We start from the raw sequence: 18,796 nt of genomic DNA, 5'->3' as shown, positions 1-18,796 counted from the left end.
AACGGAGGAAAAGAAAATGAGAAAATCAAAACCAAAAAAGAGAATCATTTTACCTGATCCAAAGTTTAATGACGTTCAGGTAACACGTTTCGTAAACAACATGATGGTAGACGGTAAGAAATCTATCGCTTATTCCATCTTTTACGATGCAGTAGAAATAGTAGAACAAAAAACACAAGAGAACGGTTTAGAGACTTGGAAAAAAGCGTTGAACAACGTAATGCCTGCTGTAGAGGTTAAATCTCGTCGTGTGGGTGGTGCCAACTTTCAAGTTCCTATGGAGGTACGTCCAGAGCGTAAAATCGCTTTGGGTATGAAATGGCTAATTTCCTACTCTCGCAAACGCGGTGAAAAAACCATGCGTGAAAAACTAGCAGGAGAAATCATTTCCGCTTCTAAAGGCGAAGGTGCTGCTGTGAAGAAGAAAGAAGATACGCACAAAATGGCAGAAGCAAACAAAGCGTTTTCACACTTCAGATTCTAATATCATGAAATTGATTACACAGCTATAAGGGATTACACAGATGGATATCATTGAAGTCTGTGTAATCCTTTTTTGATCTGTGTGATTTCATTTAAAAACAAAATGGCAAAAGATTTAAGTTTAGTAAGAAATATTGGTATCGCTGCACACATCGATGCTGGTAAAACAACAACAACAGAACGTATTTTATTTTACTCTGGTGTTAACCACAAATTAGGAGAAACTCACGAAGGTTCTGCTACAACTGACTGGATGGCACAAGAGCAAGAGCGTGGTATCACGATTACTTCTGCTGCTGTTACTGTATTCTGGAACTATCGCAACAAAAAATATCAAGTAAACGTTATCGACACGCCTGGCCACGTGGACTTTACCGTAGAGGTAAACCGTTCATTGCGCGTATTGGATGGATTGGTATTCTTGTTCTCTGCAGTTGACGGTGTTGAACCACAATCAGAAACGAACTGGCGTTTAGCTGATGGCTATAAAGTACCGCGTATCGGTTTCGTAAATAAAATGGACCGTTCAGGCGCTGATTTCTTGAAAGTTGTAAAACAAGTAAAAGAAATGTTAGGTTCTGAGGCTGTTGCATTGCAATTGCCTATCGGTGCGGAAGATGATTTCGAAGGTGTAGTTGACTTGATCAACAACCGCGGAATGGTGTGGAACAAAGAAGATAAAGGGATGACCTTTACAGAAGTTCCTATCCCAGACGATATGGTTGACGAGGTGGCAGAATACCGTGAGAAATTATTGGAGGCTGTCGCTTCTTACGACGAATCATTGATGGAGAAATTCTTCGATGATCCGAATTCATTGACTGAGCGCGAAATCCTTGATGCTTTGCGTAAAGCGGTATTGGATAACGCTATCGTTCCTATGGTATGTGGTTCATCTTTCAAAAATAAAGGTGTACAAACCATGCTTGATTTGGTGATGGAATTATTACCTTCTCCGTTAGATATCGAAGCGGTTAAAGGTACTGACCCGCGCAACGAAAACGAAATCGAGCGTAAACCATCTGAATCTGAACCTTTCGCAGCTTTAGGATTTAAGATCGCTACCGACCCATTTGTTGGTCGTCTATGCTTTATTCGTGCATACTCCGGTATATTGGAAGCAGGTTCTTATGTTTTGAACACTCGTTCTGGTAACAGAGAACGTATTTCCCGTATCTTCCAGATGCACGCCAACAAACAAAACCCTATCGAGCGTATCAGTGCGGGCGATATCGGTGCCGTAGTTGGTTTTAAAGACATCAAAACAGGTGATACCCTTTGTGATGAAAAGAACCCTATCGTTCTAGAATCTATGGTATTCCCTGAGCCTGTAATCGGTTTGGCAATTGAGCCGAAAACACAAGCTGACGTGGATAAATTAGGTATCGCATTAGGTAAACTAGCAGAAGAAGACCCTACATTTGTTGTAAAATCAGATGAAGAAACTGGTCAAACAGTTATCTCTGGTATGGGTGAGCTTCACTTGGATATTTTGATCGACCGTTTAAAACGTGAGTTCAAAGTTGAAGTGAACCAAGGTGCTCCACAGGTAGCTTACAAAGAGTCTATCAACGGAACGACAGAACACCGTGAAGTGTACAAAAAACAATCTGGTGGTCGCGGTAAGTTCGCGGACATCAAAGTGGTTGTTTCTCCGGCTGACGAGGACTACGATCTAACAAAATCTCCTCTTCAATTCGTAAATGAAATCGTGGGTGGTGCTATTCCAAAAGAATACATTCCTTCGGTACAGAAAGGATTTGACGTATCTATGAGTAATGGTGTATTGGCAGGTTATCCACTTTCAGGCATGAAAGTTCGTTTGATCGATGGTTCCTTCCACGCGGTCGACTCCGATTCGCTATCATTCGAATTGGCGGCTAAGATGGCATACCGTAATGCTTTACCTAAATGTTCTCCTGTATTGATGGAGCCTATCATGAAGGTCGAAGTATTGACTCCGGAAGAAAACATGGGTGATGTCATGGGTGACTTGAACCGTCGTCGTGGTCAAATGCAAGGTTTGGATACACGTGGTGGTGCACAAGTTATCAAAGCGCACGTACCTCTTTCGGAAATGTTCGGTTATGTAACGCAATTGCGGACGATTACTTCTGGTCGTGCAACTTCTACCATGGAGTTTGACCACTATGCAGAAGCACCTCGTAACGTACAAGACGATGTAATCGCGAAATCTAAAGGTAAGATCAAATCTATCGAAGACTAATAATAATTTACCGATCACTGGTTGTGAATAGCTCTAATCAGTGGTCATATTTAAATACATAAAAATGAGCCAAAGAATCAGAATTAAATTGAAATCTTACGATTACAACTTGGTAGACAAGTCGGCTGAGAAAATCGTAAAAACAGTAAAACCTACAGGTGCAGTTGTCAGTGGTCCTATTCCATTGCCTACAGAGAAAAAAATCTATACGGTTTTACGTTCACCACACGTTAACAAGAAAGCACGTGAGCAATTCCAATTGTGTGCGTACAAAAGATTGTTGGATATCTATTCTTCCAACTCTAAAACTGTTGATGCATTGATGAAACTTGAATTGCCTTCAGGCGTTGAAGTGGAAATCAAAGTGTGATAGATTTCAGTTAAACAAAAATAGGCTGCTTTTTCAAAGCAGCCTATTTTTTTACAAGATGTTTCTTAGAATTGGTAACCAACTCCAAAGGATAGTACGCGGTTAGAATACTTATTGTCGCTGTTGCTGCTTGGTGATAAGTTCGTCAAACCAAGGCCATATCCAGCGTTAATCAAGAATCCATTAGACAATTTGTATCCGGCCATAAAGTTCAAACCGAAATCAAATGGCTTTTGGTCTTTATCGTCACCAGAGAAATCTATATCGTATTCCCCTTCCCCTTCAAAAAGATCACCCGCTCGTCCTTCTACTTTGTGTTTTCCGCTAAGAGAATATCCCACGTAAGGTCCAGCGCCTAAAAATACGGAGCCGCTATATCCTGTCGGAATATAATAAACGGCATTTACGGGAATTTCCAATGCCATTACATTCGTTGTCATACTTCCATCCAAATTATCTCCATCAAGCTTGTACTTATCACCTTTACCTTGTAAAGATAGTCCCGGCTGAACAGAAAAGTTTGGCGCTACCGGCAAATCTGCATACCCTGTTACATAAAATGAGGTATTCATTTTCTGATAGTCTTTTGAAGACTCGGGCGCATTACTATACTTACCCATGTTGACACCCGCTTTCAAACCCCAAGATGTTTGGGCTTGTGCTCCTGCAGCCAATAAAAATGCTGCTCCTAATGAAAGTAAAATCTTTTTCATACTCTTCAAATTTGTTTTATCACGATATCCATTACAATATTCAGACCAAAAATCACGAATCACGAACACCTAACCGCTAACTTCTTAACTTTCTAACCCTCTAACCACTTGTCACTAACCCTCCAATCTCCTTCACTTTCTAACTTCTTAACTTTCTACCCCACTAACCACTCATCACTAAAATAAATATTGCGCGCTAAACTATTGGATATATCAAAAGTAAGTTTTATTTTTGCATTCCCTTGAACGGGAAAGGGTCGGATGGCCGAGTGGCTAGGCTGAGGTCTGCAAAACCTCCTACAGCGGTTCGAATCCGCTTCCGACCTCGCTTTTAAAGATAAAAAAAATTGAACCATGGGAGTTACACGTTTAAAAAGAAAAGATAGAAGAAATAAAACTACTTCACGTATGGAAGTACAGTTTTTGAAATTAGGTCGTAATGTGGAATTGGGATCAAGAAGCGAAATGCCGAAAGATAGCCAAATCACAAAGAACAACGCGATCTTAGACAAATTAGCTGCTGAAGCGAAATAGTACTTGTTTCTGAACTATGATAGAATAAGAAGGAGAATGCAATTGCATTCTCCTTTTACTTTATAATATAAGCCCCTCTTCTCGCATCGCTCTCCAAAAATCAGCTGGAATATCTTTCATAGCCATAGCAGCGTTGATACGAACTTTTTCCGATTTCGTGGTATTCAATGCAACACTACGGACACCCGTGATATTAAATCCAAAGTTAAAACAGGCCTCGGCTGGTAATATGTCAAACTTGGCACACAACGCCCAGAATTTATCCCGCCAGGCATATAGTACACTCCCCTCTTCCGTATTCCTATCAATAAGTTGATAATTATAGTAATCACTTCCCACCAAAAAACCACCATTAAATACAGCCGAGTTAATAACAGCGACACCCTTTCCCCCCAGTCCTTCTATAAAATCAACAAGTGCTTTCGGATGGCTATGTACGGTGAGGCTATTGGCTATCATCGCCCAGTCTAACACAACATCATTCGCTATCCGTTGGATAATCTTCCAATTTTTTGCACCAACCCCAATACCTAAGACTTTACCGTCGGCCTTCAGCTCTGCAAGCGCGCGATAGGCGTCTAAAATATCGCGATAAAGTGCTTCTTCTTCTTCTGGACTACTTGCAGTAGCTAAATATTCATCAGGATCATGAACCGAAACTAACTGTGCTGTATAATCCCCCAATAACGCGTTGCCTTGATGAAAACACGCTAAAATACCCTCATAACTTATTTTCTGCACCGCATCGTTTTTCAATCCTTTCCATACACCGGGTTCAAATGTAGGTTCCGTTGTCGTCAGGGGCACTTGATACCAACCTAGTTTATTACTGATCAACACGTCGGATGGAGGCACGCCTAATTGCCTTAAACTTTCGCCTATCGATTCTAACGAGAGACCTGCGCCATACTTTCCCGCCGTATCAAAGACTGCTTTTCCGGGGGCGTGTTTTATACACTCTCCCACAATGGCCAATTTTTCTTCGAAAGGCAGCTCCACATATAAATTTCCCAATCCACTTGTTCCGAATACAACTGAGGGTAGTTGATGTCCTAAATTTGGACGTTTATTGCTGTTTTCCATTTTATGTTCTTTTCTTAATCGAACGAATGGGTGCAATAATATATATAATTAAGCTAAACCAATAATTTTTTTTTCTCACTCAATATCTCTTCATCGGTCAGATCCAGACGTAATGGGGTAATCGAGACCATGTTATTTTCTACGGCCCAACGATCGGTTCCTTCTTCCGCCGGATCTAGTGGCGTCACCGTAAACCAATAGTGCTTTCTACCCAACGGGTCGGTTCCGGGCACGATCGTACCATCATATAATCGCACGGACTGTCTTGTCCATGCAATATCAGTAGGGTCAGGCGGAAAATTGACATTGTATAAGGCCAATTCGTCATTTTTCAATAAAAGCTCCAATGTCTTTGCCACATATGTTTCTAAATGTTCGAAATCAGGCTCATCTTTTCCAACTGGCGTACTGAGAGCTACTCCCTTGACACCAAACAATACCGCCTGCTTCGCTGCCGCCAGTGTTCCCGAATGCCACATCGAATTTCCCAAATTGGGTCCCATATTAATCCCTGATAAAACCACATCTACATTTTTCCATAGATGCATTCCCATCGCTACACAATCAGCAGGAGTTCCATTTACACGATGAGCTTCTATATCCGGAAACTCAATAGGCGATTTTTTATAACCTAACGGTCTTGAATGTGTTACCGCATGCCCCATAGAAGACTGCTCTACATCTGGTGCAACCACCCGAACCTCGCCAAAATTCTTTGCTACTTTTGCCAAGGCTGCGATCCCCGGACTATATATACCATCGTCATTCGTCACTAATATCCTCATAATATTTTCGTATTTATTTTTCTTAATTTAACAACAATTAAGCCCCCCAAAATGTTCTCATATTAAATAACATATATGAAACGAGTAACTTTATTACATAATCCCCAAGCGGGTGACGAGGATCATTTTAAGGCTGATCTTATTAAAGCTATCGAGAAAGCAGGGTATCAGTGCACCTATTTTTCGATCAAAAAAGATGAACAGTGGAAGGAACATCTATATGATGTAGATTTTGTTGTCGTGGCAGGCGGCGATGGAACCGTGCGCAGAGTCGTCAAGGAGCTTTTTCAAAAAGATAACTTAGACAAAAAGATAACCATGGCACTCTTACCCATGGGAACGGCAAACAATCTATCTAAAACATTCTCCATACACAAAGAAACAAGCTTTGAGGATCATGTAAACGCCTGGAAAAATGGCAAACAACGGCGATTCGACATGGGGATTCTGAAATACGACGACAGTTCTAATTTTTTTCTGGAAGGCGTAGGGTATGGCGTATTTCCTACGCTTATCCAAACAATGGATAAGATCGATGTCAGCCATCTAGAAAATACAGACGAACAATTACAATTGGCTTTGGAAAAGCTGTATGAAATTATACGAACCACAGAAGCACATCATTATATTATTCACGCAGATGACAAAATGTATGAAGGCAAGTATCTGCTATTGGAAATCATGAATATCCCCTCCATCGGGCCCAATCTTATGTTAGCCCCGAGTGCGCAATTAGATGATGGTTATTTAGATGTGGTATTGATTCCCGAAAGAGAACGGGAGGCTTTCGCACTACATATCAGAAGAATCATTCATCAAGAAAAAACATCATTTGATTTTCAGACGCTTCGAGCAGCAAACTTGGAGATACAATCTACGAACAGGAACATTCATATTGATGATAAATATATGACTATATCAAATGGGTCTCTCGCTATCGGTGTACGGGAGCACGGACTTAATTTCCTCATATAATCCCAACCTGCCAAAAAGGATGTTGCTAGCTGCATTTTTGTCGTAAGTTTTGCATTCTTGACAGTACGAAGGATCATAAGTAAAAGTTCGATATGTCACAGATTCGTCAATTACCCTATGCTTTTCGAAATATATGTTAAGAGGTGTTAAATCTACACTATGTACATACGAAAGGCATGGAAATTGGAGTTATAATGGTACTTCATAATTTAGGTTTATAATTGGTTAGTTAGTTAAAAATCCTGAGGTTCCCCGCCTCAGGATTTTTTTTATAAAACAACTTGAAAAACAATTTTGGCCGCCTCGCGTACTTTAATAAAACAATATGGAAACAATAATTGGAATTGCGGCCGGAATATTAACCTCCATTTCGATGCTGCCACAATTGATAAAGATCCTAAAGGAAAAAGATGTAGAAAACATCTCTCCTTATATGATTACTATTTTATTAACAGGTGTCTCTTTATGGGTGGCTTATGGTATCATGCTCAACGAATGGCCTATTATTCTATCAAACGCGTTTTCCGTCTTCGTCAATGCGACCTTGTTAATCTGTTACTTTTTGTTTAGCAAAAATAACTAAGATAATAGCAAACTTATCATCACGTATATAGTGTATGTCATAAAGACCCAGGTATATAGTCTAGCGACAAGGGATTAGTCTTTTTAAACATAAAAGTAAATCGATTGTTCAATAATAAAAATGAACGATGAAGCGGAGTTGCAAAATAAAAATAATCAGATGAAAGCATGTCATAAAATAGTGTTTAGAAAGACAATACATATTATAATAACGACGATTTCCATTATTCCCGGAGAGCAAGATGAAGAATTTGGAGACGCAAAAGGTCAGGAAATTAATAAAGACCCTATTATAGGAGGTGCAGATGATGTATATCGGGAAAATCCCACAGACGACCTTCGGGATTCTGATTTAGTCGATGCAGAACCTCTCCAAGAGGATACCAATTATACAGCGGATACAGATGAACAACCCGACAGAAATCAAGAAACAGAAGAATTTGATACGCCTTCTGATTCAGAAGAGGAAAATCTAGACATTAGTAATCTTGAGGACAACGAGGATATCACAGGAGGGGATTAGATGAAAATAAAAACAAGCATATGGAAAAGAATATTCCGAAGCAGGTAGCGGGTAAATCCCTAGACTGTTTCAAGTCCGTAAATCTATCATCCCACGAGGAGGCTACGAGATTTTTTGAGCGCATAAGAAGCAGGTTATTGGATGTTAATCGTTGGAACGAGATTACCAAAGCGCTCTCCGCCACATTTACCATCAAGGATGCTTCCAATAGCACAATGGAGCGCATTGTTCAAAAAGGGGACTATATTCGAATAGATATCCCTGGTCCTGGACTCCCGTCAGCCAAAGGATACGATTGGGTACAAGTAGAAGATATCACGGAAACCACCGATACCGAAGGTGCTAGTATCCTTTTAACCCTAAGACCTTCTGCCGACCCAACGCAGGGTAGTACAGATACAGCGCACTTTTTCAAGCAACTAGCCACTTCGTCTTTTCTTGTCGAACAAAAAGGCAGTCATATTTATCTGCACTACGCCGGACGTAATGAAATCATCAATACCGACAATGCATCCATACTGGACAATTTGCGAAATTTTATGGTGGGTTTAGGTGCAAAAATGGGCGCATCATTTCCACAGTGGAAAGCGTTAGTTGAAGGCCTCGGCGACGTTGACAACGACTAATGCACACCATGACCAACTCAAAAGTAAAGGACCTTCACAAAAACAACATGGGCAAATCAATTTCTAAAGTTTTACAAATAACCTTCATCCTCGTTTTAATTGTAGTTATCTTATATTATGGCAAAGGCATATTGGCTCCACTGGCCATCGCCTGCATTTTATCCATGTTGTTTGTCGCACCTTCCGTATGGATGGAAAAGAAAGGGATGCCTCGCTGGGCAACTGCGTTGATCGCGGTCGGTATACTAATAGTATGCCTTGTAGGAATTGGCTTCCTGTTGAGTTGGCAGCTGCAAAATTTTGCCGAACAAATCAGTTCGTTGAAGCAAAACCTGTCGCAGATACTTTCCAGCTTACAGCACTGGATACAGGATCGGTTGGATATCGATCAGGCCAAACAGCAAGCCATAGCGGAAGAGCAGATGAAAAGCCAACCGACAGACGGTTCCACCGTACAACAGCTGGCATCGGGCTTTTTTGGTTTGCTTGTGGATTTCATCTTAGTGATGGTGTATACTTACCTTTTACTCGTCTACCGTGCTCGACTGAAAACCTTTTTGCTTAAAATAACGCCATCCAAAGACCGGGAAAAAACGATCGAGATCGCCGAATCGGCAAGCCAGGTAGCAGCTCATTATATAACGGGGCTTGCCAAAATGATCGTCGTGTTATGGATTCTTTATGGATTCGGGTTTACAGCCATTGGCGTCGAAAATGCATTATTTTTTGCCGTGATATGCGGATTATTAGAGCTTGTTCCTTTCATAGGAAACCTAACAGGCACGGCCATAACGATAGTGGGCGTAACGGCGCAAGGTGGTGATACCAATATGATCGTAGGGGTTATATTGATATATGGCTTTGTCCAATTTGTTCAAACGTATCTGCTGGAGCCGCTTATCGTAGGAAATGAGGTTAACATCAATCCGTTGTTTACTATATTCAGTTTAGTGGCAGCAGAAGCGGTGTGGGGTATTCCGGGCATGATACTTGCCATTCCGGTTACGGGTATGATCAAGATTATATGCGACCGCATTCCCCGATTGCAGCCTTATGGCTATTTGATAGGCAGCGATAAAAAAGCTAAAAAATCATTTTGGAAGCGGAAGAGGTAACCGGCTACCTTTCCAATTGCCATACTTTTAGCGGTGCGACAGAAGGTCCATTAAGCAGGCTTCCATCCGGAGCATACCGCGCTCCATGACATGGGCAGTCCCAGCTTCGCTCGGTGTTATTCCATTTTACAATACACGCTGCATGACGACATACCGGGTCAATAGCAAACAACTCACCCTTCTCATCTTTGAACAGTCCTATCCTTTTCCCTTGATAATTCAATATCTTTCCTTCGCCACGGCTCAATTCAGCTAGCTCGTCTATCTCTTCCAAAAAGAGACGGTCTTTTACAAAGTGTTTTGCTACATCGTAGTTTTCGACAAGTAGATCACGCATTGCCGAAAGGGGTCCTACACGACTAGGCGAATAAATGTCTTGAAAATCTGTCTTCCCATGCAATACCAGATCTGCCATCATAGAGCCCCCCAATGTCCCGAAAATCATGCCGTTCCCACCGTAACCCGTCGATAGCAACTCCCGGTGATGTTTCTTACCAGGGTAATAACCGATAAAAGGCAAGCTATCTTGACTCTCATAATATTGAGACGACCATTCATATATCTTTTTATTGACAGTATAGAGACTTCGTATATGTGCTTCCAGCTCACGAAAGTTCTTTTTTTCGTTGTCATGGTGAGCCGTTTTATGATCCTGCCCACCTACTAAAAGATAGGATTTATCTCCATGTTCTACTGTTCGGAAATAATGGAAAGGCTCCTGCATATCGTATACCAACGCTTCCGGAAAATCTATCGGGCGAACTAATTCCCATACCTGTATATAACTTCTATAAGGCGCTAAGCGAAAATTCATCAATTGTATACCCGGTGGTGTGTGTGTAGCATATAGCACAAAATCGGAAGTAAAAACAACGTCATCAGCGGTTTTAACAAACAACACATCATTTTCCTCCTTCACCTGTTGCACGATCGTTCCTTCCCTGATTTGCCCGCCTAAACTGTTGTAAGCGTTGGCGAGTCCAGCGAGGTATTTAGTAGGATGGAATCGCCCCTGTTCATCAAATTCGATGCCATAAATAAAGGACGCTGGAACAGGAATTTCATCCACTTCAGAACAGGGAATCCCTATTTGTTCCAATGCATCTTTTATTTCGGCAAGCTCTTTCTTCTCTTCATCATTTTCAGCATACATAAACCCCAAACAGGACATAAAGTCACAATCAATTTTATATCGGTCTTTATTTTCCTTGATGATTGATATCGCTTTCCGTGTGGATGCCAACACCGCGCGCGCCCCTTCCAAACCGTGTTGTTCTATAATATCGGTGTAAGGTGTATCAAGTACCGTATTTATATGTGCAGAAGTACCACCCGTGGTACCAAATCCAATCGTATTTGCTTCCATAACGACACAGCTTTTACCGGCTTCCTTCAGCTTTAACGCTGCTGTAAGTCCGGTGATACCCGCACCGACAATAATTACTTCGACATGCTCTTGATCGCGGGGCGCGGAGAGTTTTGGCGCAGCAACCTCTTGCCAAATACTCCTGTTTATTCCGTCTCTTTGCATATTATTTCGTCTATTTCTTATCTATCTCCTTAAAATAGAATGCACAAAAGAGCTTCCTTGTTTCTTAAGCGTTACAAAACAGGTAGAATTACGTTGTCCCACGTATTTTCCGCTTTTTTAAAATTAAAATACGATGCTTCAATAGTTGGGGTAGAACATTTGAGACACTTAATTAAAGTCCGTAAATAATGACAGTGTCAGTATTTTAAATTTCTCAGAACTAGATAATTCTTCGGTTGTTCTTTGATTAAAGAATGTCTAAGTAAAAATTTTAAAAAGATAAGTGCTATGGGAAAATTAAATGGAAAAAGAATCGCCATCTTGACGGAAGATGGTTTTGAACAAATCGAATTGACCAGTCCGAAAGAGGCTTTGAAAAATGAGGGCGCACAGGTAGATATCGTTTCGCCGCAAGAAAAGGTTGTGCGCTCGAAAAAAGGCGATGAGTGGGATGAGGAATATCCGGTTGACATACCGTTAAATCAAGCAAGAATCGATGACTATGATGGATTGCTGATTCCGGGAGGCGTAATCAATCCGGATAAATTACGCACAAATGAAAGAGCACTTTCTTTTGTACGTGATTTTTTTGCTGCCGGCAAACCTGTTGCAGCCATCTGCCACGGACCTCAAGTATTGATCGATGCGGAGGTTGTGGAGGGACGCAAACTCACTTCAGTGGCAGCTATCAAAAAAGATTTGATTAATGCAAAAGCACGTTGGGAAGATACGCAGGTGGTGACAGATCAGGGGTTGGTAACAAGCCGCACACCAGACGACCTTCCTGCTTTTAATCGGAAAATTGTAGAAGAATATGCGGAAGGAACACACAATGGACAACATGCATAATGCTCCGGGAGCAACTATTTTTTAACGAAAACACAACAAAAAGGAGAACAACAAATGTTCTTCTTTTTGTTTTTAATCTTTAGCTTTACTAAAAATTTCAAGTTATGAAACGTGCTGTATGGTGGTGCTCTTTGTTTTCTATTGCGCTATGGCTATTTTCCTGTAAAACACAACTTCATCACCAAGTAGATAAAGGGCAATATTATCAAATTGACACTTCGATCGTTGCTGACAGCAGTATTATAAACTATTATGCACCTTATAAAGCAAAATTGGAAGCCGCAATGAACCGCATAATCGGTTATGCTGAAGGTCCGATCACGCGTAACCGCAATGCGCCGGAGAGCCTAATGGGTAATTTCTTTGCAGACGCACTATTGTGGAAAGGGAAACAATTAGATCAAGAGGTACAGGCAAGTTTTGCTACCAAAGATGGAATTCGGGCAGACCTCCATGCCGGAGATATAACAGTAGGCAATATATTCGAGGTTATGCCCTTTGAAAACGCAGTATGCATTTTAACACTGAGCGGCGGCGATATGTTACGTTTAGCAGATTATATGGTCAAAACTGGAGGGCAACCGGTTGGTGGCATCGAGCTAGTCATCGAAAATGGAAAGGCAAAGGAATTTTTGGTAGAAGGCAAACCGATCGATCCCGATGCTCATTATAAACTCGCCACCTATGATTATCTAGCAAATGGCGGTGATTATGTAACATTTTTTGATAAACCTATCGCTCGCGAAGATTATACGCAACTTCTTCGCGAAACTTTGATGCAATATGTTTCAGGTATAACAAAGCAAGGAAAGCACGTTCAAGCGCAATTAGATGGAAGAATTCAAATCATTAAATAGAAGAAGCTTTATCAAGCAATCGCTCACGTTAACAGCGATGGCGACATTCGGAGCCTTTCCAACGCAAGCAGCAACCGCTCCTAAAACTAAACGTTTGACGATTTTGCACACCAACGATGTACACAGCAGGATTGATCCTTTTCCAATGGACGGTTCGCGGAATCAAGGTTTAGGCGGGGTGGCTAGGCGAAGCACACTCATCAACAAGATTCGCGGGGAGGAAAAAAACGTATTGTTGGTCGATTCCGGAGATATGTTCCAAGGCACTCCCTACTTCAACATGTTTGATGGAAAGTTAGAGTTGGAATTAATGTCTACATTAGGTTATGAAGCGGGCACATTTGGTAATCATGAATTTGACAACGGGATGGAGAGACTCGCCGAACAACTTCCTAACGCTAATTTCCCTTTTTTGACGGCAAATTATGATTTTTCGGGAACTTCATTAGCGGGTCGTACAAAAGAATATACCATCATCGAAAAAGGGGGGATCCGCATTGGCCTCACCGGAGTCGGCATCGACGTAACCGGCTTAGTGGATCCCAATAACCACAAGGGGATGACCTACCTCGACCCTGTTCCGGTTGTAAACCGCATCGCCAAAATGCTCAAAGAAAATAAAAAATGTGATTTGGTCATTTGTCTTTCTCATCTAGGATACAAATATAACGACGATAAGATTGATGATCTAAAACTCGCTGCTGCTAGCCGGCATGTTGACATCATTTTGGGCGGACACACCCACACTTTCTTGGATGAGCCCGCCCGCGTACGAGATATGGATGGCAAGGAAGTATGGGTAAACCAAGCAGGTTTTGCCGGCATACGGTTAGGACGTCTAGACGTTATTTTCAACAAAGCTACGGGGGAGAAAAAAGTAATCGCACAGCATTATACAGTTGGTGAGGAAAAAGTTTATACTATATAACACCGCACCGTATCACTGTAGTTCGGTGTAGGATCAGCACCCAGATAGGTTACCCGGAACTCGTATTCCTGCAAATGTTCCAGATCTTGAATCACCGTTTTTGATTTTGTGCTCAATACTTTCGTCCATTCGCTTCCGCTTCCGACTTTGCGATATTCAAATTGGCAATACCGGGCAGGTCTCCAACTATTGACACGCAACTGTACAGCGTTGTTGCCGCCTTGATATATCTCCACGCGCAAATTATGCGGCTTTGGCGAAAATCCGATAGATACAGTGGAACTCTTGCTCGGAATATATCCTGCCGCTAAGATAATATTGGGATCGCCATTGGCTACCATTTCCACATAGAGTGCATACCGATACAATACCTGCTTTAATGTTTCTGCCTGCTGGTTTTTAATCACAATTTGCCGCATGTCACGATAGGCAGCCTCCACCAAGCCATTTCTGTAGGCTTCCAGAGCAGCTTCCAATTCCGCGATAGTGGATTCGGCCTGCGGAAAAAGCACAGCGTTTTCGATAGATTTTTTAAGCACGTTTTCCGCGTACGTCAATAGCTTTGCTGCTGTTCCAATTTTCGAAGATAATGTAGGCTTTGCCATCATGATATAGATTTAAGAGTTTAAAAAAATTGTTTACAGCATCAAATATAGAATAGGCTGCTATCAAACATGGGGTCTATGTGTGCAAACTTTTCCGCACAAGTGCGCTTTTTTTTGCATTTTTAGTCACCTTGGGGCTAAATCATCGAAAAATATGGGTTTAAAGCGCGCTAAACCTATTTCTGAGATGAGTACACACTCACCGTTTTGCATGCATAATTTACCAAAATGCATACGTTATTGCACACTCTGCATACATGAAGTGGTGCAATACATACACATTGGAAATTTAACGATGCGTTTTACGAGAAATAGCATGAGAGTTATCACAGCATGTATGCTGATTAAGAATTTATGCAGGCGTATTGGTGAAAAATAAAAACGATTTGCCAGAGAATGTATTGATGCTCGTCATTTTTGCATAAACTTTGTCGTGAAACTGATACCGATTAAAACAAACTGCGTAGCGGAAAAGGGATTGTGTATGCGCTTTGGTGGATTACGCGAGCAAGATATACCATTGTGTCATAGAGCTAGTGCATTAGGTTTCCCTACTACATTGTCTTGATAGTAGTTTATACTGCTGTAGTTGCAGCAATAGTTATTGCGCGGTATTATATAAAAAGCAGAACCGCGAAAATCGCGGCTCTGCTTAAAACTTTTTTGGCTACAAACGGACTAAAAACTGTAAGTCAATCCTGCATTCCAGGTTGTACCCAAACCATAGAAATAACCAAATCCATCTCTTCTGGAGAAATATTCTTCATTAAGAAGATTTTTGATATTCCCTCTAAACTTAACATGTTGACCATTTTTTAAGTTAAAAGTATAGCTTAACCCAAAATCTACAATATTATAATTATCTAGCTTTTCCGATTGATATACTTCATTCTCTAATGCCGATTCAATGACATCTTCTATATCCACGTTACCATAAAGTCTAGCATAATGGTTGAAGTCTGCATCGATAGAAAAATGAGGTAATATATAATATTTTGCTCCTAAGCCAACTGTTGTCTGTGCTGCATTACCCACACGAACACCGGTCAAGTCTTGTCCGTCTTCATCTTCAAAAATAATATTAAAGGAGTCATTATCACGGACGCGGTAAGGTGATTCTCCATCGTATTTCCAGTTTCCAATAGACCCATAACCTCTCAGTGTCAGCGTCGGAAGAATTTTGGCATCGAAATCCAACTCCAATCCTTTGTGTAGTTGACCAACGCCAGTAAACAGATAGGTTACGTCATCATATTCTGTTCCACCCACTTCATAAAAATCAGAAGAATAAGCGGTAAAACGATTATCCCATTTTGTATAATATGCATTAAGGTTCAAACGGAAAATGGAATTATCAAATTTATATCCACCCTCGATCCCAAAAATTTCTTCATTATCTACCGCCGGATCTGCTAGATCCACCGTGTTAGAGACGAACATATTATCTAGGAATGGCTGACGAGAATACTTTCCAATATTTGCAAAGAATGTATGGTCATCAGCGATGCTATAAGAAGCACCTCCTTTGATGTTGTAACCAAATTTCTTTTCAAAATCAGACTTAGCTTCTCCAATATAATTCCAACGGTCTATCTTCTGGTAAGATTGATTAGATATCGATCCTTGAATAAAAGCAGTGAAACTGTCACTGCTGTACTCTGCTTGTCCGAATAACCCTTGGTAGTTAATCTTTTCTGAATTGTCATATCCTACACGCTCATCAACTTTTGCACTCTTGAACAAAGCAGACCACGGATTAGTTGAAAAGGTTTTGGATACGGCGTAGTCCTCTGGACGATTAACATTATAATCCGCTGAACCAGCTCTCCGTCCGTTAGTCCCTAGAAGATTTATCAGTTGTTGAAAATGATCTCCCTCATAAAAACGTAAATCAGTTCCCACATTAAAAGACCAATTCTTTTGCGTATCAAAAGTATAGTTTGTCACTAAACCGTACCAAAAATGGTTATTAGCTGAAGCTCTTAAAACTGTTCCGTTATTTCCATTGGATATACCACCAGGCAATCCAGCATTTAATTCAGCCAACGCATCCCAATTCGTTGTTCCGTTTTCCGCGGAGAAACCATTAGGCGTATATCCGGGACCATTCCCTAGAAGTCCTGTTCCTCCACCCTTTCCGACCGAAGCATAAATTACGGTAGATAAGGAAGATTTCTCGCTTATTGTCCAATCCCAGTTTAAATTGCTCACTGGTTTATGATAATAGTTTCTTCTTTGGGAAAGACCTTCGCCATTATACCAACCGTAGTTTGAGTTTCCTTTCACTCCAGTAATATCGTAACCCGGTGTCGCTAAGATCGCTCCGTTATTCCTATAAGAGGATTCTAATGGTTTCGAATAGTTTTGATCATGCCATTGCGGCGAACCCAAAACCATGAAATTAAAATTATGATTGTCATTTGGTTTAAAACCAACAGAGACGAAATAGTTCTGCCCTGCGCCAGCTGTTCCGATAGCATATTTTCGATCACCTCTCCAGCCATCGAGCATAAACGACAATCCCCATTTACCTTGTAAACCTGTGTTATACCCGATCGTCGCTTTGGCGTAGCCGTCATTACCGGTTGTCATTCTCACATATCCCCCTTTTTGCATCTCTGTAGCTTTCGTTACAATATTCACGGTACCTCCGACAGAAGAAATGGCTAATTTAGATGAACCTAGACCTCTTTGGATTTGGATAAAACTGGCTACATCAGTCATCCCTGCCCAGTTTGACCAATACATATTTCCATCTTCCATTCCGTTGATAGGTTGTCCGTTCAACAAGAAAGCTGTATTTGATTGATCAAATCCACGTACAAACATTTTGGAATCACCAAAACCACCAGCTTGATCTGCAACATACACGGATGGTGTATTTTTCATCACCTCGGGAAATTCGACGTTACCTAAACCCTTTTCTTGAATTTCTAAAGGGGTTATAGTTGACGCGGCAATCGGAGTTTTTCTATCGGCGATGTCGATCACCCCTTTACCAACAACGACAACTTCATCTAAATTTTGTGAATTGTCGGCATTTAGAATAATGGTTCCTAAATCAGCACCATTTTCGGAGAAGTTTACTTCATGTGGAAGAAAACCGAGAAACCGCACTATCAAAGTTCCCACGTCAATAGGCGAATTTAACGTAAACACACCACTGCCATCTGTAGAAGTACCCACCGTCGTACCTTGAATGGCTACAGAAGCACCTACAATCGGCTCCTTACCATCCGTAACCACTCCTCGCAATACTGTTTGTGCCGAAACAGCATTACAAAGCAACATCAGCATGAAGATAACTGATAATCTAGTAGAGATTTTTTTCATAACCAACTTTTAGTTTGTTGTTTTTTAGTTTGTTGTTTGTACTGAAACTTACGGTGCAAAGTTATGTTATATATATGAACAATACCACCACTTAACACAAACTTAATACGGAATTAAACAGACTTAAACATCAATTATTCGTTTAACAATAAAAATACATGTATTTTATTTTGTTTTAACACGGAATCGAACAAAATAAAATGTATGATAAAATATAAGTTTCTTTATTAATCTTTGTCCGAATTTTTACGTCAAACGATAAAACACCAAGCACATGATACACAACAAAACCCTACGAGTAATACTATTTGCAGGCATCATCCTTTTCGCATCCTGCACGGCCATGAAATACCAAAGGATCAATGCAGATATGAGCTTAATCAGTATAGGCATGTTACAACATACCGTTGTTGAAAAAATCGGAAAGCCCAATATAGTTGTTGCGGCACAGTCTACCGACGATGGGCCGTTGGAAGTATATGAATATTTACGTCTAGAATATAACTCCTATACCAAGGAACATGAAAACAGACCGATTTGGGTTTATTTTGTCAATAAAGAAGTCGTGGAATGGGGACCCGGAGAAGATTGGCAAATGGATAATGCGATGACACAACGAATTCTGGATCGATATAGAGATCGAAAAAACTCAACTAGACGATAGGAGACCCTATCGT

At 40.9% G+C, this 18,796-nt stretch carries 19 protein-coding genes and 1 tRNA gene; 14 read left to right on the top strand and 6 right to left on the bottom strand.

Annotated features, from left to right (window positions below; genetic code table 11):
* Positions 1–16 precede the first annotated feature (16 nt).
* From rpsG to rpsJ, 3 genes are all read left to right on the top strand, one after another.
* The gene (rpsG, locus tag H8B06_RS00820; protein WP_105724787.1) at positions 17–484 is read left to right on the top strand and encodes a 30S ribosomal protein S7; all 468 of its coding nucleotides are present in this window, start codon (positions 17–19) and stop codon (positions 482–484) included.
* Positions 485–586: 102 nt separating this feature from the next.
* Positions 587–2,710 (top strand): elongation factor G, encoded by a 2,124-nt coding sequence (gene fusA / locus H8B06_RS00815; protein ID WP_190992379.1) that lies wholly within the window; start codon positions 587–589, stop codon positions 2,708–2,710.
* A 64-nt stretch (positions 2,711–2,774) separates the two neighbouring features.
* Positions 2,775–3,080, top strand: a complete 306-nt coding sequence (rpsJ, locus tag H8B06_RS00810; RefSeq protein ID WP_002993539.1) for a 30S ribosomal protein S10 — start codon at positions 2,775–2,777, stop codon at positions 3,078–3,080.
* 65 nt (positions 3,081–3,145) lie between these two features.
* Here rpsJ and H8B06_RS00805 read toward each other — a convergent pair whose 3' ends face one another.
* On the bottom strand, positions 3,146–3,793 hold the full coding sequence (locus H8B06_RS00805; RefSeq protein ID WP_190992378.1) for a porin family protein: 648 nt from the start codon (positions 3,791–3,793) through the stop codon (positions 3,146–3,148).
* Between the two features lie 255 nt (positions 3,794–4,048).
* Here H8B06_RS00805 and H8B06_RS00800 point away from each other — a divergent pair.
* Both H8B06_RS00800 and H8B06_RS00795 read left to right on the top strand, forming a co-directional pair.
* A tRNA-Cys gene (locus H8B06_RS00800) sits at positions 4,049–4,119 on the top strand.
* A 28-nt stretch (positions 4,120–4,147) separates the two neighbouring features.
* Positions 4,148–4,327 (top strand): spore protein, encoded by a 180-nt coding sequence (locus H8B06_RS00795; RefSeq protein ID WP_190992377.1) that lies wholly within the window; start codon positions 4,148–4,150, stop codon positions 4,325–4,327.
* 60 nt (positions 4,328–4,387) lie between these two features.
* On the opposite strand, the gene H8B06_RS00790 is transcribed toward H8B06_RS00795, so the two are convergent.
* Together H8B06_RS00790 and surE are read right to left on the bottom strand one after the other, a co-directional pair.
* The gene (locus tag H8B06_RS00790) at positions 4,388–5,410 is read right to left on the bottom strand and encodes an aldo/keto reductase (RefSeq protein ID WP_190992376.1); all 1,023 of its coding nucleotides are present in this window, start codon (positions 5,408–5,410) and stop codon (positions 4,388–4,390) included.
* A gap of 53 nt (positions 5,411–5,463) precedes the next feature.
* The gene (surE, locus tag H8B06_RS00785) at positions 5,464–6,195 is read right to left on the bottom strand and encodes a 5'/3'-nucleotidase SurE (protein WP_190992375.1); all 732 of its coding nucleotides are present in this window, start codon (positions 6,193–6,195) and stop codon (positions 5,464–5,466) included.
* A gap of 75 nt (positions 6,196–6,270) precedes the next feature.
* Here surE and H8B06_RS00780 point away from each other — a divergent pair, with 75 nt between their 5' ends.
* The 5 genes from H8B06_RS00780 to H8B06_RS00760 all read left to right on the top strand — a co-directional run bounded on the left by H8B06_RS00780 (position 6,271) and on the right by H8B06_RS00760 (position 10,016).
* Positions 6,271–7,170 carry a diacylglycerol/lipid kinase family protein gene (locus H8B06_RS00780; protein ID WP_190992374.1) on the top strand — a complete coding sequence of 300 codons (900 nt, stop codon included), beginning with the start codon at positions 6,271–6,273 and terminating at the stop codon, positions 7,168–7,170.
* Between the two features lie 325 nt (positions 7,171–7,495).
* A complete protein-coding gene (locus tag H8B06_RS00775; protein WP_190992373.1) occupies positions 7,496–7,753 on the top strand; it encodes a SemiSWEET transporter in 258 nt (85 codons plus the stop codon).
* A 120-nt stretch (positions 7,754–7,873) separates the two neighbouring features.
* Positions 7,874–8,275 (top strand): hypothetical protein, encoded by a 402-nt coding sequence (locus H8B06_RS00770; RefSeq protein ID WP_190992372.1) that lies wholly within the window; start codon positions 7,874–7,876, stop codon positions 8,273–8,275.
* Positions 8,276–8,295: 20 nt separating this feature from the next.
* A complete protein-coding gene (locus H8B06_RS00765; RefSeq protein WP_190992371.1) occupies positions 8,296–8,901 on the top strand; it encodes a hypothetical protein in 606 nt (201 codons plus the stop codon).
* A 47-nt stretch (positions 8,902–8,948) separates the two neighbouring features.
* Positions 8,949–10,016: an AI-2E family transporter gene (locus H8B06_RS00760; protein WP_190992370.1), complete on the top strand. Its 1,068-nt coding sequence runs from the start codon at positions 8,949–8,951 to the stop codon at positions 10,014–10,016.
* A gap of 4 nt (positions 10,017–10,020) precedes the next feature.
* Here H8B06_RS00760 and H8B06_RS00755 read toward each other — a convergent pair whose 3' ends face one another.
* Entirely contained in the window at positions 10,021–11,547 is a 1,527-nt protein-coding gene (locus tag H8B06_RS00755; protein ID WP_190992369.1) for an FAD-dependent oxidoreductase, read from the bottom strand.
* Positions 11,548–11,835: 288 nt separating this feature from the next.
* Between H8B06_RS00755 and H8B06_RS00750 the strand changes: the two genes are divergently transcribed.
* The 3 genes from H8B06_RS00750 to H8B06_RS00740 all read left to right on the top strand — a co-directional run bounded on the left by H8B06_RS00750 (position 11,836) and on the right by H8B06_RS00740 (position 14,181).
* Positions 11,836–12,396 (top strand): type 1 glutamine amidotransferase domain-containing protein, encoded by a 561-nt coding sequence (locus tag H8B06_RS00750; RefSeq protein WP_190992368.1) that lies wholly within the window; start codon positions 11,836–11,838, stop codon positions 12,394–12,396.
* Positions 12,397–12,500: 104 nt separating this feature from the next.
* Positions 12,501–13,253, top strand: coding sequence for a 5'-nucleotidase C-terminal domain-containing protein (locus H8B06_RS00745; RefSeq protein WP_223857398.1), 753 nt, complete (start codon positions 12,501–12,503; stop codon positions 13,251–13,253).
* Positions 13,228–14,181 carry a bifunctional metallophosphatase/5'-nucleotidase gene (locus H8B06_RS00740; RefSeq protein ID WP_190992367.1) on the top strand — a complete coding sequence of 318 codons (954 nt, stop codon included), beginning with the start codon at positions 13,228–13,230 and terminating at the stop codon, positions 14,179–14,181. Before H8B06_RS00745 ends, H8B06_RS00740 begins: the two co-directional genes overlap by 26 nt.
* Here H8B06_RS00740 and H8B06_RS00735 read toward each other — a convergent pair.
* Together H8B06_RS00735 and H8B06_RS00730 are read right to left on the bottom strand one after the other, a co-directional pair.
* A complete protein-coding gene (locus H8B06_RS00735) occupies positions 14,169–14,789 on the bottom strand; it encodes a fibronectin type III domain-containing protein (protein ID WP_190992366.1) in 621 nt (206 codons plus the stop codon). The two genes, H8B06_RS00740 and H8B06_RS00735, sit on opposite strands and share 13 nt — an antisense overlap.
* 675 nt (positions 14,790–15,464) lie before the next feature.
* Positions 15,465–18,119, bottom strand: coding sequence for a TonB-dependent receptor (locus H8B06_RS00730; RefSeq protein ID WP_190992365.1), 2,655 nt, complete (start codon positions 18,117–18,119; stop codon positions 15,465–15,467).
* 274 nt (positions 18,120–18,393) lie between these two features.
* Here H8B06_RS00730 and H8B06_RS00725 point away from each other — a divergent pair, with 274 nt between their 5' ends.
* On the top strand, positions 18,394–18,783 hold the full coding sequence (locus H8B06_RS00725; protein ID WP_190992364.1) for a hypothetical protein: 390 nt from the start codon (positions 18,394–18,396) through the stop codon (positions 18,781–18,783).
* Positions 18,784–18,796 lie beyond the last annotated feature (13 nt).

The sequence above is a fragment of the Sphingobacterium micropteri genome (genome assembly GCF_014692515.1).
Lineage (GTDB): Bacteria > Bacteroidota > Bacteroidia > Sphingobacteriales > Sphingobacteriaceae > Sphingobacterium > Sphingobacterium micropteri.
Note: the sequence above shows the minus strand (reverse complement) of the source record. Positions and strands in the feature narration are given on the sequence as shown.

Excerpts from the sequence above, each read along its gene's own strand:
- rpsG (WP_105724787.1), top strand. The coding sequence starts at position 17 with ATGAGAAAATCAAAACCAAAAAAGAGAATCATTTTACCTGATCCAAAG.
- fusA (WP_190992379.1), top strand. The coding sequence starts at position 587 with ATGGCAAAAGATTTAAGTTTAGTAAGAAATATTGGTATCGCTGCACAC.
- rpsJ (WP_002993539.1), top strand. The coding sequence starts at position 2,775 with ATGAGCCAAAGAATCAGAATTAAATTGAAATCTTACGATTACAACTTG.
- H8B06_RS00805 (WP_190992378.1), bottom strand. The coding sequence starts at position 3,793 with ATGAAAAAGATTTTACTTTCATTAGGAGCAGCATTTTTATTGGCTGCA.
- H8B06_RS00795 (WP_190992377.1), top strand. The coding sequence starts at position 4,148 with ATGGGAGTTACACGTTTAAAAAGAAAAGATAGAAGAAATAAAACTACT.
- H8B06_RS00790 (WP_190992376.1), bottom strand. The coding sequence starts at position 5,410 with ATGGAAAACAGCAATAAACGTCCAAATTTAGGACATCAACTACCCTCA.
- surE (WP_190992375.1), bottom strand. The coding sequence starts at position 6,195 with ATGAGGATATTAGTGACGAATGACGATGGTATATATAGTCCGGGGATC.
- H8B06_RS00780 (WP_190992374.1), top strand. The coding sequence starts at position 6,271 with ATGAAACGAGTAACTTTATTACATAATCCCCAAGCGGGTGACGAGGAT.
- H8B06_RS00775 (WP_190992373.1), top strand. The coding sequence starts at position 7,496 with ATGGAAACAATAATTGGAATTGCGGCCGGAATATTAACCTCCATTTCG.
- H8B06_RS00770 (WP_190992372.1), top strand. The coding sequence starts at position 7,874 with ATGAACGATGAAGCGGAGTTGCAAAATAAAAATAATCAGATGAAAGCA.
- H8B06_RS00765 (WP_190992371.1), top strand. The coding sequence starts at position 8,296 with ATGGAAAAGAATATTCCGAAGCAGGTAGCGGGTAAATCCCTAGACTGT.
- H8B06_RS00760 (WP_190992370.1), top strand. The coding sequence starts at position 8,949 with ATGGGCAAATCAATTTCTAAAGTTTTACAAATAACCTTCATCCTCGTT.
- H8B06_RS00755 (WP_190992369.1), bottom strand. The coding sequence starts at position 11,547 with ATGCAAAGAGACGGAATAAACAGGAGTATTTGGCAAGAGGTTGCTGCG.
- H8B06_RS00750 (WP_190992368.1), top strand. The coding sequence starts at position 11,836 with ATGGGAAAATTAAATGGAAAAAGAATCGCCATCTTGACGGAAGATGGT.
- H8B06_RS00745 (WP_223857398.1), top strand. The coding sequence starts at position 12,501 with ATGAAACGTGCTGTATGGTGGTGCTCTTTGTTTTCTATTGCGCTATGG.
- H8B06_RS00740 (WP_190992367.1), top strand. The coding sequence starts at position 13,228 with ATGGAAGAATTCAAATCATTAAATAGAAGAAGCTTTATCAAGCAATCG.
- H8B06_RS00735 (WP_190992366.1), bottom strand. The coding sequence starts at position 14,789 with ATGATGGCAAAGCCTACATTATCTTCGAAAATTGGAACAGCAGCAAAG.
- H8B06_RS00730 (WP_190992365.1), bottom strand. The coding sequence starts at position 18,119 with ATGAAAAAAATCTCTACTAGATTATCAGTTATCTTCATGCTGATGTTG.
- H8B06_RS00725 (WP_190992364.1), top strand. The coding sequence starts at position 18,394 with ATGATACACAACAAAACCCTACGAGTAATACTATTTGCAGGCATCATC.